Annotated in this window: 14 protein-coding genes; 7 read left to right on the top strand and 7 right to left on the bottom strand. The window is 63.0% G+C overall.

Annotated elements, in window-relative coordinates; translation table 11 throughout:
- Nucleotides 1-37 precede the first annotated feature (37 nt).
- The 3 genes from V5735_RS09550 to V5735_RS09540 all read right to left on the bottom strand — a co-directional run bounded on the left by V5735_RS09550 (nt 38) and on the right by V5735_RS09540 (nt 3,005).
- Nucleotides 38-754: a thioredoxin domain-containing protein gene (locus tag V5735_RS09550; protein WP_423743309.1), complete on the bottom strand. Its 717-nt coding sequence runs from the start codon at nt 752-754 to the stop codon at nt 38-40.
- Between the two features lie 125 nt (nt 755-879).
- Complete coding sequence (locus V5735_RS09545) at nt 880-2,691, bottom strand: ribosome biogenesis/translation initiation ATPase RLI (protein WP_423743308.1); 1,812 nt, start codon at nt 2,689-2,691, stop codon at nt 880-882.
- A 2-nt stretch (nt 2,692-2,693) separates the two neighbouring features.
- On the bottom strand, nt 2,694-3,005 hold the full coding sequence (locus V5735_RS09540) for a hypothetical protein (RefSeq protein WP_423743307.1): 312 nt from the start codon (nt 3,003-3,005) through the stop codon (nt 2,694-2,696).
- A 284-nt stretch (nt 3,006-3,289) separates the two neighbouring features.
- On the opposite strand from V5735_RS09540, the gene V5735_RS09535 reads away from it, so the two are divergent.
- Entirely contained in the window at nt 3,290-3,568 is a 279-nt protein-coding gene (locus V5735_RS09535; protein WP_026177832.1) for a winged helix-turn-helix domain-containing protein, read from the top strand.
- A gap of 88 nt (nt 3,569-3,656) precedes the next feature.
- Nucleotides 3,657-4,676, top strand: coding sequence for an NAD-dependent epimerase/dehydratase family protein (locus tag V5735_RS09530; RefSeq protein WP_423743306.1), 1,020 nt, complete (start codon nt 3,657-3,659; stop codon nt 4,674-4,676).
- Between the two features lie 33 nt (nt 4,677-4,709).
- Here V5735_RS09530 and V5735_RS09525 read toward each other — a convergent pair whose 3' ends face one another.
- On the bottom strand, nt 4,710-6,542 hold the full coding sequence (locus V5735_RS09525) for a PINc/VapC family ATPase (RefSeq protein WP_423743305.1): 1,833 nt from the start codon (nt 6,540-6,542) through the stop codon (nt 4,710-4,712).
- Between the two features lie 81 nt (nt 6,543-6,623).
- On the opposite strand from V5735_RS09525, the gene V5735_RS09520 reads away from it, so the two are divergent.
- The 5 genes from V5735_RS09520 to V5735_RS09500 all read left to right on the top strand — a co-directional run bounded on the left by V5735_RS09520 (nt 6,624) and on the right by V5735_RS09500 (nt 10,180).
- Nucleotides 6,624-6,785, top strand: a complete 162-nt coding sequence (locus tag V5735_RS09520; protein ID WP_423743304.1) for a hypothetical protein — start codon at nt 6,624-6,626, stop codon at nt 6,783-6,785.
- 59 nt (nt 6,786-6,844) lie between these two features.
- Entirely contained in the window at nt 6,845-7,174 is a 330-nt protein-coding gene (locus V5735_RS09515; RefSeq protein WP_423743303.1) for a DUF7344 domain-containing protein, read from the top strand.
- Nucleotides 7,175-7,228: 54 nt separating this feature from the next.
- Nucleotides 7,229-7,489, top strand: a complete 261-nt coding sequence (locus V5735_RS09510; RefSeq protein ID WP_423743302.1) for a hypothetical protein — start codon at nt 7,229-7,231, stop codon at nt 7,487-7,489.
- 24 nt (nt 7,490-7,513) lie between these two features.
- On the top strand, nt 7,514-8,596 hold the full coding sequence (locus tag V5735_RS09505; RefSeq protein WP_423743301.1) for a M20 family metallopeptidase: 1,083 nt from the start codon (nt 7,514-7,516) through the stop codon (nt 8,594-8,596).
- A gap of 72 nt (nt 8,597-8,668) precedes the next feature.
- Nucleotides 8,669-10,180: a carboxypeptidase M32 gene (locus V5735_RS09500; protein ID WP_423743300.1), complete on the top strand. Its 1,512-nt coding sequence runs from the start codon at nt 8,669-8,671 to the stop codon at nt 10,178-10,180.
- A gap of 127 nt (nt 10,181-10,307) precedes the next feature.
- Here V5735_RS09500 and V5735_RS09495 read toward each other — a convergent pair whose 3' ends face one another.
- From V5735_RS09495 to V5735_RS09485, 3 genes are all read right to left on the bottom strand, one after another.
- The gene (locus V5735_RS09495; RefSeq protein ID WP_423743299.1) at nt 10,308-10,904 is read right to left on the bottom strand and encodes an N-acetylmuramoyl-L-alanine amidase; all 597 of its coding nucleotides are present in this window, start codon (nt 10,902-10,904) and stop codon (nt 10,308-10,310) included.
- Between the two features lie 311 nt (nt 10,905-11,215).
- Nucleotides 11,216-12,304, bottom strand: coding sequence for a geranylgeranyl reductase family protein (locus V5735_RS09490; RefSeq protein ID WP_423743298.1), 1,089 nt, complete (start codon nt 12,302-12,304; stop codon nt 11,216-11,218).
- A gap of 54 nt (nt 12,305-12,358) precedes the next feature.
- Nucleotides 12,359-12,904, bottom strand: coding sequence for a DUF7344 domain-containing protein (locus V5735_RS09485; protein ID WP_007979899.1), 546 nt, complete (start codon nt 12,902-12,904; stop codon nt 12,359-12,361).
- Nucleotides 12,905-13,126 lie beyond the last annotated feature (222 nt).

Raw genomic sequence — 13,126 nt, 5'->3', positions numbered from 1 at the left:
ACTACGACGAGGGGGAAAAAAGCGATTCGGTTCTCGCTCACTTCGTCGCGGAATCAAGCCGTTTTCTCACTTCGTCCTTCTTGAGCGCGACGACGGCCTCGCCGTCGATGACCAGCATCGGCGTGCTGTTGACGCCCGATCGCTGCGCCGCGGTGTCCGACTCGTGCAGGAGCGACTCGTACTCGTTCGACTCGATTTGGGTTTTAATCTCGTCCCGGCGTTTCACGCCCGCTTTCTCCATGAACGAGAGCAGTTTGTCGGTCGTCGCCCACTGTTTCTTCTCCGAGGGTTGGTGGGAGAACACGTACTCGTAGTATCCCCAGAACGACCGCGGGTCGACGTTCCACACCGCGAGTCCCGCCTCCGAGGCGCGCGGTGCGTCCGGCCCCAGAAACGGCTCGTCCCCGAAGTATCCGAGCGTTCGGAGTTCGATGTCGATTTCGCCCGGTTCGACGTACTCGCTCACTATCTCGCTCAGAAAGCCCGTGCTGAACTGCGCGCAGTACGGGCACTTCCAGTTGCTGAAATACCGTACCGTCGTGTCCGCCGTGCCCGTGCCCGCAATCGCGTACTCGTGTTCGCCCGGGTTCTTCGGAATCGGGGCGCTCGCAACGGGGTTCGAGTTTCCGTTCGCCGCGGTTGTGGTTTCGTCGGTGGGGTTCCCGCCCGACGAACCGTCCTGATTGCCCCCGAGACAGCCACCGAGAACGGTTACGCCGGTCGTTGCGAGAAGTCGTCGCCGTGAGAGGACCATTTGATTACCGTTCGCACCTCCCGATTGAGAACCTTTCGTCTGTTCTCGGCGGTCGGTTACGGACCGAAATCCGCCGTCACGAACGCTTCGACCGAAAAGGGAACGCTTCGACCGAAACGGACCGCTTAGCTGTAGTAATATTCGCCGTCGTTTTTCTGCTGGCGGTCGAGCTGACTGCCCGGCTTGTTGATGCGCGGCCGACCCACGTTCTCGTCGCGGCGGAACGTGATGTCGAGGTTGGCGAGGAAGTCGTTCATACCGTCGCGCATTCCCTTCGGGCGTCCGGCGTGACCGTGCTCGGCGGGTTCGCCGTCGAACACCATCAGGCGGTCCGAGAGCAGGTCTATCATGTACGTGTCGTGGTCGATGACCAACACCGTCGCGTCCTGAATCTCGGCGTAGCGGCGGATGGCGCGCGTCGCGCGGACGCGCTGTTCGACGTCGAGGTACGCCGACGGCTCGTCCAGCAGGTAGAGGTCGGCGGGTTTCGACAGGCAGGCCGCGATGGCGACTCGCTGGCGCTCGCCGCCGGAGAGGTCCGTGAGGTCCTGCTCCATGATGCGGTCGAGTTGGAGCGGTTGGGCGATTTCGGTATCCCAGTAGGAGGTTCCCATGTCGTCGGTCAGCGACGAGAGGAAGACGTCCACGCGCATCGGTTGGTCGATCTCGATGTACTGCGGTTTGTACGAGATGTCGAGCGCGAAGTCCACGTCGCCCTCGTCCGGTTCGAGCCGTCCGGCGAGGAGCTTTGCGAACGTCGATTTCCCGATGCCGTTCGGGCCGACGATGCCCAACACTTCGTTCTCGTAAATCGTGCCGCCCTTGACGTCGAGCGAGAACTCACCCTCGCCGTACGACTTTCGCAGGTCGGGGTACTCCACGAGCGGGTCGGCGGTGACCGTCTCCCGCGGGGCGTGTTCGTCGAATTCGATGGCGTTCGGGCGAATCCGCATGTTCTCGTTGTTGAGATACCCCTTGAGGTACTCGTTGATGCCGTTGCGCACCGATTTCGGCGTCGTGATGACACCGTACGCGCCGGGTTCGCCGTACGCGACGTGCAGGTTGTCGGCCACGAGGTCGAGGATGGCGAGGTCGTGTTCGACCACGAGCATGGAGCGGCCCTGCTCGTTCGCCATCTCCTGTAGCAGGCGTGCGACGGTGACGCGCTGGCTGATGTCGAGATACGGCGTGATTTCGTCGAGGAAGTAGAAGTCGGCGTCGCGAGCGAGCGCCGCCGTCAGCGCGACGCGCTGGAGTTCGCCGCCCGAGAGACTGTCGATGTCCTGGTCCATCACGTGCTCGATTTCGAGCCGTTCGAGAAGGTTGTCGAGGACGCCGCGCTCGTCGGTTCGGGAGAGCAGGTCGGCGGTGCTTCCATCGAACTGGTCGGGTATCTTATCGACGTACTGCGGTTTTCGCGCGACGGTCACGTCGCCGTCGCGGACTTCGCTCAGGTAGTCCTGAAGTTCGGTTCCGCGGTAGCGGTCGAGGATGGTGTCCCATCCCGGCGGGTCCTCGAACTGGCCGAGGTTCGGCGCGAGTTCTCCCGCGAGAATCCGCACGGCCGTCGTTTTCCCGCTCCCGTTCGGCCCGAGAATCCCCGTGACCTGTCCCTCTTGGGGTACCGGCAGTCCGTAGAGTGAGAAGGCGTTTTCGCCGTAGCGGTGTACGGGGTCCTCCTGTAGTTCGCTCGGGAGGTTGATAATCTCGATGGCGTCGAACGGACACTTCTCGACGCAGATGCCGCAGGTTTCGCCGAGGCAGATTTCCTCGCTGATGTGCACCTGGTCTGGCTGTCCCTCGGCGGTGTCCTCGCCGCGGAGCGTGATGCACTCCTTGCCCGTCCGGTTCGGCGGGCAGAAGTTCTTACACTCGTAGTTGCATCGGTCGGGAGAGCACCGCTCGAGGTCCACGACCGCGATACTGTCGTCCGCCATGATTAGAGCTCCACGTGGTTGATGAGGAGAATGCCCCACGTGATGTACCAGAGCGAGAACGTCATGAACGCGACGAAGAGGGTGTCTTTGATTCCGTCCAACTCGTAGCCCATGAGATACAGCAGCGGGAGTTGGACGACCACGAACGCGAGCATGATGGTCAATCCCATCTGGTCTGTCGCCGCCGTGTTCGACGTCCCCACTATCATAGCGGAGGCGAACCCGGCGACGATGCCAGATATCGAAGCGAGCGACGTGACGGTAATACTCCGGAGATGGGCCGCCCGTCGCTCTGATGCCTTTTCAGTCGCCATGCGTGGCAATCGGGTACCCGGCCTCAAAAGATGTTCGCTTGTCCATACCTCTCCTCGTCGTTCGAGACGGCACCCGCGAACGCCGACCCGAATACTGACGGTGGGTGACTTTTGGGATGTGCGTGTGATTCAGTACCAACGTCGGCACAGGGTGCCGTCGAAAACGCTCCGAGACCGGCTTCGTCCTTCGAATTCGTCTTGCCGTAGCGGTGCCCTCGGAGCGCCTCCGTGCCATTGCGTCTCAATAGCTTTATCACGATGGCGTGTTTCGATTCGTAACGATGATGAGCCAGACCGAACGGGAGCAAATCGACGATCTTCCCCCAAGTGCCAAACTCGTTTTCAAGGTTCTCGAATACAAAGGGTCGCTCACCCAGAAGCAGATCGTGGACGAGTCGATGCTGTCCGCACGGACGGTCCGCTACGCGCTCGAACGACTCGAAGACATCGGCGTCGTGGACGAGGACATCTATTTCGCGGATGCTCGACAGAACCTCTACGAAATCGACGTGCCGACCGAAGTGGAACCGGACCAGTGTGCGGACGCCCAGTGCGCGGAATAGTCGCGCCGTCTCTCTTCTTTCGCCTCTCACAGAAGCCGCCAGTGTCCGCTATCCATACCGCTTTGTGTTCCCGTGTGGATGACCGGATATGAACGTGTTCGTTATCGGCGGTACCGGCCTCATCAGTACCGGAATCGTCGATCAACTCGCCGATGCGGGGAAGGCCGTGACGGTGTTCACGCGCGGCAACCACGACGACGAGCTACCGGACGGCGTCACACACGCGCGGGGTGACAGGCACGACACGGACGCCCTCGAAGCGGCGGTCGCGGACGCCGACCCCGACGCGATAGTGGACATGGTCTGTTTCTCGCCGGAAACGGCGCGTGAGACCGTCGATGCGGTCGCGCCCCACATCGACCAGTACGTCTTCTGTAGCACCGTCGATGTCTACCACCGCCCGCCGGAGCGCAATCCCATCACCGAGGACGCAGCTAGACACCCGAACGTGAGCGACTACGGCCGCAACAAGGCCGACGCCGAGGACGTGTTCATGGATGCCCACGAGGACGGGAGATTCGAGACGACCGTCATCCGCCCGTGGAGCACTTACGGCGAAGGCGGCGGCGTCCTCCATACCTTCGGGGACGACACGTACTATCTCGACCGCCTCCGCGCCGGAAAGCCCGTCGTCGTCCACGGCGACGGCACCTCGATTTGGGGGCCGTGCCACCGCGACGACGTGGCCCGCGCGTTCGCCAACGCCATCGGCAACGAGGACGCCTTCGGCGAGGCCTACCACGTCACGAGCGAGGAGTTCATCACGTGGAACCAGTACCACCGCCGGGTCGCCAGCGCTATCGGCGCGCCCGAACCGGAACTCGTCCACGTCCCGACCGAGGTGCTGACCGCCGTCGCGCCGGAGCGAACCGCGATGCTCCGCGACCACTTCCAGTACGCGACGACGTTCGACAACCGCAAGGCGAAACGTGACCTCGATTTCGAGTACACGATAGACTTCGAGACGGGCGTCGCCCGGACGGTCGAATGGCTGGACGAGCGGGACCGAATCGACGACTGGGAGGAAAAACCGTTCGAGGACGCGCTCATCGAGGAGTGGCGGGTCGCCACGTCCGACGTGGTCGCGGAAATGGGGACGTATCGATAACCGAAACCCGAGGGACGACCGCGGTTTCGGCGGTTACGCCGAAACGACCGTAATCTGCCGTTCCCGGTCGATGGCGTACTCCAGTTCCTCCGCGATGGCGCTGCCGCGGGAGACTTGGATGTCGCCGCCGCGGCCGACCGTCGCGGTGAACAGGTACTCGCCGTCGGCCTGCACCTCGACGGTTTCCCCGGCGTGGCCGTCCAGCGGAATGATGATGTGTCGAGAGGTGATTTCAGGGGTCACCACGTCGCCTTTCGGGGTCGTCGCCGTCGTGCCGACCGAGGACGGTTTTTCGTCGTGGGTGCGCACATCGATGTCGATACCGAGGCGGTTTTCGATGTCGTCGATTCGACCGCCGCCCTTGCCGATGACGTAGGAGATGTCGTTTTCGTCCACGTAGACGACGGCCTTGTTCTGACCCTGCAGGTCCACGTCGACGTGACCGCGGGAGACGGACTGGATTTCGCGCTCTATCTCCTGTCGGGCGAGGCGCGAGACGCCGGTCTCCTTCTCGTCACCCTCCTCCAAAGGGACCGTGACGACCTGCCGGTTGAAGGTGTAGATTTCGTACTCCGGCGTTCCCGTCTCGAACTCCTCCACGAGGATGACGGGGCGGGCGAGGTCCTCCTCGGTCATGCCCGCGGGAACCTTGACCTGCGTCCGCACGTCGTAGACCTTCTCTATCTGTCCGGCCTCGATGTAGACGACGGTATCGACGATCTGCGGAATCATGCCGAGTTCGACCCGGCCGATGAGCCGCTGGAGCGCGTCGATGGGCCGCGTGGCGTGGACGACGCCGACCATGCCGACACCGGCGAGGCGCATGTCGGCGAACACCTCGAAGTCGTTCGTCTTGCGCACCTCGTCGTAGATGGTGTAGTCGGGGCGAACCATCAGCAGGGAGTCCGCCGTCTTCTCCATCTCGCCCGCCAATTCGGTGTACTGGGTGACCTCCGGGCCGACCTGCAGGTCGCGGGGTTTCTCCATCGTCTTCACGGCAAAGTCGTTGTCCGCGAGGAACTCCGCGACGGCTTGCGCGAAGGTGGACTTCCCGGCTCCGGGTGCGCCGGAGATGAGGACGCCGCGCTGGCGTTCGAGCAGTCGTCCGCGGAGTTCGTCCGCGTGCTCGTAGTCGTCCAACGAGGTCTTGACGATGGGTCGAACCGCGGTTATCTCCCACGCGTCGGCGAACGGCGGTTCCGCGATGGCGATGCGGTAATCGCGGAACTGGACGATGGTCATTCCGGGTTCGTCGATTTCGATGAACCCGTCGTGGCTCTGTTTCGCGCTCTGGATTATCTCCTGGGCGTACTCCTTCAACTGCTCGTCCGTCGAGGGCTCGTCGCGGATTCGCTGATAGTGCATCTCGCCGATTTCGCCGCGCTTCGCCATCGGCGGGACCCGCGACCGGAGGTGGACGCTCATCGTCTGCTCGTCGAAGAAGTCCTCGATGCTGAGTCGCCCCACGTCCTCCGTTTTCGGCGCGATGTACTCGACCCCCAATCCCTTGGCTTTCGCCACCTCGCTCTGCACGAGGTCGCTGGTGACGAACGTGGCGTCGTGTTCGTCCGCTAGCTCGCGGATGAGCGCGTCGATTTCGCCGCGGTGGGCGTAGCCCTGTTCTTCGGGTCCGGGTCGAACCCCGACGTAATCGAGGTCGATGTCGCCAGCGTCCCCGAGGTCCGCAAGCCGCTGGAGCTCGGACAGTCCGTCCCACCCGCTCTCCTCTCCTTTGTTCGCCTGCGATTCGAGTTCGCTGACGACGGCCTCGGGGATGAGAACCGTCGCCCCGGCGAAGTCGCCGTCATCGACTCGTTGGGAAATGCGGCCATCGACGACGGCACTCGTGTCCGGCACTACGTTCATGGCTGTCGGTTCGTGTGGTAGCCTGATAAGGGTTTCAGCGTGTGGGTCATCCTTTTGCCCCTCGGTGACGTACGAGGGTCGATGCGCCACGCTCACATCGTGCTCACCGTCGACGAAGAGACCCGGAACCGAATCGAGGCCGACCTCGCGGACGAAACCGTCGACGAGTGGCTGCTGGACGCCATCGAGCGAAAACTCGACCGATACGACGAGTACGAGTTCGTCGACGACTGCGCCATCTGAGCGGGTCCTTGCGAATTCAGGCAGTAGGGTTAGGGGAATGTTTTCCCAAACATCGGTAGATGCTGCCATTCGAATCCAGGGGTTCCCCGGACTCGTCGAACCTCGACAGCGTGTTCGAAACCTTCTCCGACGACCAACGCCGCCAATTGCTGTGCCATCTCTCCGAATCGTCGGACGGGACCGCGACGGTCGACGAACTTCGAGACGTGCTCGATGGGGATTCGCGCCGGACCGAAACGCGTCTTCGACACGTCCACCTTCCGCACCTCGAATCGCTTTCGCTCGTCGAATACGACGAGCGGAGCGAGACGGTTCGGTATCGGGAGAACCCGCTTCTCGAGGAGTTGTTGGACTGTTGTTTCGAACACCGAACGCCGCGAGACGAGTGAGACGGGATACTTCGGGCCAGCATCGATTTGTTTTCGGATACCATCGTCCCGACCATGGCACGAGAACTCGACGAGATTCGGATGGATTTGGATTCGGTCGCCGACGACGCCTCGCAGGACGTCGCTGGAGAAATCCGGTCGATTCGGAAGGGACTGACCAACATCCCGGACGACGAGGAGACGAGGCAGACGCAGTTCCGCGAGACGGAAGACAGGCTTTCGGAACTCGAACATCAGGCCGACAGGTCGGTCGCCGAACGGTTGCACACGCTGCAGGAGGACATCCACGTTCTTGCCGAGGACGTTGGATATTAACCCCCTCGCCGAACTGGAAGGTGCATGGACGAACTGGTCGAACTGACCCGTGACCTGGTTTCGATTCCGAGTCACGAGGACGAGACGGCGACGGGCGATTTTATCGAGGAGTGGCTTCGGTCGGAGACTGACGCGGACGTAACGCGGGACGACATCGGGAACGTCATCGCACGAAAACCGGCCCCAGACGGCGACTCCGAAACCTCTCTCGCCTTGGTCGGCCACCACGACGTCGTTCCCCCGGACGACTCGCAAGTGGATGGCGAGGACTACGTGGTCGAAGAGCGCGACGGGCGACTGTACGGCCGCGGTGCGGCGGACATGAAGGGTGCCGTGGCCGCGTCGATGCTCGCGTTCCGCGACGCCGACCCGTCCTGTGACCTCGTGTTCGCAAGCTTCGTCGGCGAGGAACTGGGCGGCGACGGCGCGCGTCACGCCATCGACGACGGCTTTTCGCCCGATTGCGCCATCGTCGCCGAGGGGTCCACGAACTACTCGGGACCGGACGTTACGGACGTCGTCGTCGCCCACCGCGGACGGCGGGCGAGCACCGTCACGGCGTACGGGACCGCGGCGCACGCGAGCGAACCGGAAGCGGGCGTGAACGCCATCTACCGCGCCAGCGACGCCGTGGACGTCGTTCGGGACTGCGACGTTCCGACCGTCTCCGTGTTGGGCAACGACCTCTCGGGGAGCGTCGTCGCCACCGAAATCCACGGCGGGAGCGCGTGGAACGTCATTCCGGACACGTGCGAGATAACCATCGACGAGCGAACCGTCCCCGGCGAGCGCGCCGACCTCGACGCCGTGGAGGACATCGACGGCGTGGAGTGGACCGTCGAACAGGACTTGCCGCCGATGGAGTGCGACGACCCGGACTTCGCGGACGCGGTGCTGGATGCCGCCCGCGACGCGCAGGACGGCGACCCGGAGCAGGTGACGAAACCCCACGCGACCGACGCCGGATGGTTGGCACAAGCGGGCGTCACGTGCGTCGTTTGCGGAGCCTCGGAACCCGGCGAGGCACACACGAAAGACGAGAGCGTGGGTATCGACGTGCTGGCGCGCTGTTATCGGATTTATCGGACCACGGCGGAGACGCTCTAACGAACCAAGGCCTCCGATCTATTTCGTACCGAAACCCATTCATTGATAATCGGTGACAGCAAACACCCGGTGATGGCAACTGAAGCCACCGCGGAAAACACCACGTACGAGGAGTTTCTCGGGAAAGTAAAACGGATTTCGAACGTCCAGAACGCCGCCGGGATTCTCGGCTGGGACCAAGAAGTCGTGATGCCCGAGGGTGGCACCCCCGCGCGGTCACAACAGCGGTCGGCCCTGTCGGCGATTTCGCACGAACTGCTCACCGACGACGAGATGGGCGAACTGCTGGACGAACTGGAGGGCGAGGACTTGGACAACGAGCAGGCCGCCGTCGTCCGCGAGGTCCGACGCGAGTACGAGCGGGCGACCCGCGTCCCCGGCGAGTTGGTCGAGGAGATTTCGCGCACCACGTCCGAGGCGCTCCCGAAGTGGAAGAAGGCGCGCGAGGAGGACGACTTCTCGATTTTCGCCCCGACGCTCGAAAAACTGGTCGAGTTGGAGCGCGAGTACGCCGACCACATCGACCCGGACAAGGACCCCTACGAGGTCCTGTTCGAGGAGTACGAGCCCTACCTCGGCATCGACACCGCCGAGGAGACGCTGGCGGAACTCCGCGACGAACTCGTCCCCCTCATCGAGGACGTGCGCGAGAGCGACGTCGAACTCGCCACGCCGTTCGAGGGAACCTACGACGCCGAGACGCAGGAGGAGCTCTCGCGCGACGTGCTCGACACGCTCGGCTACGACTGGGACCGCGGCCGCCTCGACACCGCGCCGCACCCGTTCTCCAGCGGGACGCAGTTCGACGCCCGCGTGACGACGCGCTTCGACGAGAGCGACCCGCTCGGCGCGCTGATGAGCACCGTTCACGAGTTCGGTCACGCGACCTACACGCAAGGTCTGCCGGACGAGCAGTACGGTACGCCGCTCGGCGAAGCCCGCGACCTGACGGTCCACGAGTCCCAGTCTCGCGTCTGGGAGAACAACGTCGGTCGCTCGCGCGCCTTCTGGGAGAACTTCCTGCCGCTCGTCAAGGAGCGGTTCTCGGACGTCGAGGACGTCTCCGTCGAGGAGATGTACGAGGCCGCGAACGAGGTCTACGAGGATAACCTCATCCGCGTCGAGGCGGACGAACTGACCTACCACATGCACATCGTGGTGCGCTTCGAAATCGAGAAGGCGCTCATCCGCGGCGAAATCGAAGTGGACGAGGTGCCGGAACTCTGGAACGACAAGTACGAGGAGTACCTCGGAATTCGCCCCGACACGGACGCCGACGGTTGCCTGCAGGACATCCACTGGAGCCACGGTAGCTTCGGTTACTTCCCGACCTACTCGCTCGGCAGCGTCCTCGCCGCCCAACTGTACGCGAAAGCCGACGAGGACATCGACGACCTCGACGGCCAGATTCGCGCGGGCGAGTTCGACGACTTCCACGACTGGCTCACCGAGAACATCCACCAGTACGGCTGTCTGTACACCACGGACGACCTCATCCAACACGCGACGGGCGAGTCGTTCACCGCCGAGTACTTCCTCGACTACGTGACCGAGAAGTACGGCGCGCTGTACGACCTCGAATAGGCGCGAAACCTTCTTTCCGTAGCACTGGGTCAGGACTGGTTTTTCTCCCGTCGTCGTTCGACCGCTCCCGTGGCTACTTCACGTCCGTTTCGAAGTCGTCGCAAAATAATGCGGTTCGCTTCCTGTCTCAGTACGAGTTCACGAGGTCGATGTAGTAGTCCCAATCCCAGTTGCTGCCGGGGTCGGTGTGACTGCTGGCCGGAACCTGCTCGTGGCCGATGATGCCGCCGTTGGCCGGATTCGCCGCGTCGCTCGGGACGCTCGTCGGGTGCTGTTTCGGAACGCCGTACTGGTCACAGAGCCAACTGGCAAGTTTGGCCGAGGCCCGGTACTGAGCGTCCTCGTAGGTTCCGCTGACGTAGCCGCCGTGTTCGATGCCGACCGAGTACTGGTTGTAGTCCCAATCCCCGGCGTGCCACGCGATGTTGATGTCACTGACGCTCTGGTACTTGTAGCCGCTCTCGGAGACGGTGTAGTGGGCGCTGACGTCCGCGTCGGGGTTCTGGAACCAGCTGACCGCACCGCTGGCCGACCCCTGAACGGTGTGGATGATGACCCAATCGATCTCTGCGGCACCGCGGTTCGCTGCCGTGTAGTTGCTCGAATCCGCCACTTCCCAATCGACCGTCGGTTTGGCCGCCGCGGTTCCGCTGAACGCGGCCGCACCGAGACCTGCCGTTCCTGCCACTCCGATCGTCTTGAGTAGGTTACGTCTGGATGTCATGGTCCAACAACTAGTCACAAGCTCTAATTTAAAATATTTTTTCTAGAAATTTAATCAATTAATTATCCGTTGAATCGATAGATGGGACCGAAAAATGGGCTAGCTCGCTCGACGTCACGCGTTGGAAACCGCTGTCGAGACCGTTCGGTCGATTCCGGTCTGCGCAGCGTGCGTCGTCCCGGACGAGCGTTCGGGTGGCGGTGGTGCGTCGCTTCGAACGCGGAACGATGGGTCGGGTTATATCCCGAAACAGAGCGGGACGATGACCGAAGGTTCGGAACGGTGTCACACACCGTCGGGATAATCCGTCCCTACGACGAGCGCGAGAGGAGTTTCCGGAGGTGGTCCGTCGAGAAGAACGAGGTCGGTTTGTCCATGTGAACGCCGATTTCGCCCTCCATCGCCGTCAGTCCCACCTTCTGGACGGGTTTCGGGAGGGAGTACGCCCGGCGAACCCAGTGGCCCAGTCGAATCTCGTTTTTCAACTCCCCGCGCCACGCGCGCTCGTAGTCGGCGAGCGTGGCGGGGTCGTCGGGGTCCACGGTTTCGACGGCGTGATCCGCCGCGGTCATGCCGTAGAGGATGCCGCCGCCGGTAAAGGGCTTCGTCTGTGCGGCGGCGTCCCCGATGAGGAAGCCTCGGTGGGCGGTGACGCTCCGGGCCGGGCCGATGGGAATCATCCCGGCACAGAAATTCTCGGTTTCGACGCCGTAATCGGCCGTAAACCGGTCGAACAGCGCGCGGGCGTTCTCGCCCGGCGGTGCGGCCAGTCCGTACTCGACACCGGCCGTCCCGCGGGGGATTCGCCACGCGAAGAATCGCGGCGCGGTGAGGTGGACGTCCACGAAGTTTCCGTTGTGCGTGTCGGTCGTGAACCCGAGCACGCCCTGCAGTTTCTCGCCCGGTTCCGGAAGGTGGAGTTCCCGACGGACGCGCGAGACGGGACCGTCACAGCCGACGACCATCTTCCCGCGAAACGTCTCGGTTCCGTCGGGCGTGTTGGCGGTGACGTCCACGTACTCGCCGTGTTCGTCCACGTCCGAAACGCTGTGCCCTTCGCGCAAGTCGGCGCCCGCGTCCTCCGCGGCGCGCGCGAGCGTCCGGTCGAGTCCCACTCGGTCGATGACGTTCGAGATAACTTCGTCTTTGTAGAAGGGATGTTCGGGGGACCGCGGGCCGTCGATGTGGAAGCGCGCGCCGTAGACTTCGTTTTGGAGGAGGTCGTCGCGGGCACCCTCGGGGGTGAACTTCCAGATGTCGGTACTGACGTGGCCGGAGCACGCGAGCGGCGTTCCCACCTGCCCGCGTTCGAGAACGAGAACGTCGTGTCCCGCGTCCGCGGCCCGTCGCGCGAACCGCGACCCGGCGGGACCTGCACCGACCACCACGAAATCGTACATTATCGTCGGTTGTTCGCCGCGGGGCAAAATAGCTTCTCTCTCGGGTCGGGGTCGCTACCGCGCCGATGGCGGTCGTTCTCCCGTCCCGAGTTGCCGACGTCGGAGGTAATGAACGAGCGCGGAGAGCGCGAACGCGGCGACGATGAGGACGCCCCAAATCTTGTCGGGAATGGCCGAAAACGGCGGAATACCCAAAAAGTCGGCGAAGACCAGAATCGCGCTCACGATGGCGAGACCGAGGTAATACCGAATCCACGGAAACTCGTCCTGTGGCCGCAAGTACCCCTCCAATTGCGCGGCGTTGTCGGAGAGTTCGACGATGCCGCGGCTCTGGTTGTACTCTACGATACCCGCATCCGAGAGCTTCGGGAGATGCGTCTGGTACAGCGAGGTGTACACCGACTTGCGCTCGTTCGCGGACAGGCCCTCGACCGTGGTGTCGTTCTCCCACGCGGCGACCTGTTCGGCGAGCTCGCTCAGTTCCACCGGTCGGCCCTGCTGCTTGAGGTAGTGGAGCGTGTACCGTCGTCGTCTATTTTTCAGAACGTCGAAGATGAGGTCTTCGGACAGTTCTTGAGGGGTTCCATCAGTCGAACTCATGCCACCGGAGAGTCGCAATCGGTTGTTTCGGCTATGCCACCGCCACCCGGACGTAACACGAGTGCGAAGTTACCGCGGACGACACTTTGTTATCCAGTGCTTAGCTGACTGTAGTTTTCAAACTAATTACGATAACCGGGCTTAAGCGGCCGATTCTCCCGGGTAAGCCCGCCATTCCGCTTCGAAAAATCGTTTCGTATCTCGCTCGATAACAGTTGCATC

Source organism: Haladaptatus sp. SPP-AMP-3, from assembly GCF_049568665.1.
Lineage (GTDB): Archaea > Halobacteriota > Halobacteria > Halobacteriales > Haladaptataceae > Haladaptatus > Haladaptatus paucihalophilus.
The sequence above is the reverse complement of the archived record's forward strand: the minus strand, read 5'-3'. Positions and strand labels throughout refer to the sequence as shown.

Coding starts and splice junctions, on each gene's coding strand:
- V5735_RS09495 (WP_423743299.1), bottom strand. CDS start 10,904: ATGACATCCAGACGTAACCTACTCAAGACGATCGGAGTGGCAGGAACG.
- V5735_RS09530 (WP_423743306.1), top strand. CDS start 3,657: ATGAACGTGTTCGTTATCGGCGGTACCGGCCTCATCAGTACCGGAATC.
- V5735_RS09515 (WP_423743303.1), top strand. CDS start 6,845: ATGCTGCCATTCGAATCCAGGGGTTCCCCGGACTCGTCGAACCTCGAC.
- V5735_RS09540 (WP_423743307.1), bottom strand. CDS start 3,005: ATGGCGACTGAAAAGGCATCAGAGCGACGGGCGGCCCATCTCCGGAGT.
- V5735_RS09500 (WP_423743300.1), top strand. CDS start 8,669: ATGGCAACTGAAGCCACCGCGGAAAACACCACGTACGAGGAGTTTCTC.
- V5735_RS09545 (WP_423743308.1), bottom strand. CDS start 2,691: ATGGCGGACGACAGTATCGCGGTCGTGGACCTCGAGCGGTGCTCTCCC.
- V5735_RS09550 (WP_423743309.1), bottom strand. CDS start 754: ATGGTCCTCTCACGGCGACGACTTCTCGCAACGACCGGCGTAACCGTT.
- V5735_RS09525 (WP_423743305.1), bottom strand. CDS start 6,542: ATGAACGTAGTGCCGGACACGAGTGCCGTCGTCGATGGCCGCATTTCC.
- V5735_RS09490 (WP_423743298.1), bottom strand. CDS start 12,304: ATGTACGATTTCGTGGTGGTCGGTGCAGGTCCCGCCGGGTCGCGGTTC.
- V5735_RS09505 (WP_423743301.1), top strand. CDS start 7,514: ATGGACGAACTGGTCGAACTGACCCGTGACCTGGTTTCGATTCCGAGT.
- V5735_RS09510 (WP_423743302.1), top strand. CDS start 7,229: ATGGCACGAGAACTCGACGAGATTCGGATGGATTTGGATTCGGTCGCC.
- V5735_RS09485 (WP_007979899.1), bottom strand. CDS start 12,904: ATGAGTTCGACTGATGGAACCCCTCAAGAACTGTCCGAAGACCTCATC.
- V5735_RS09520 (WP_423743304.1), top strand. CDS start 6,624: ATGCGCCACGCTCACATCGTGCTCACCGTCGACGAAGAGACCCGGAAC.
- V5735_RS09535 (WP_026177832.1), top strand. CDS start 3,290: ATGAGCCAGACCGAACGGGAGCAAATCGACGATCTTCCCCCAAGTGCC.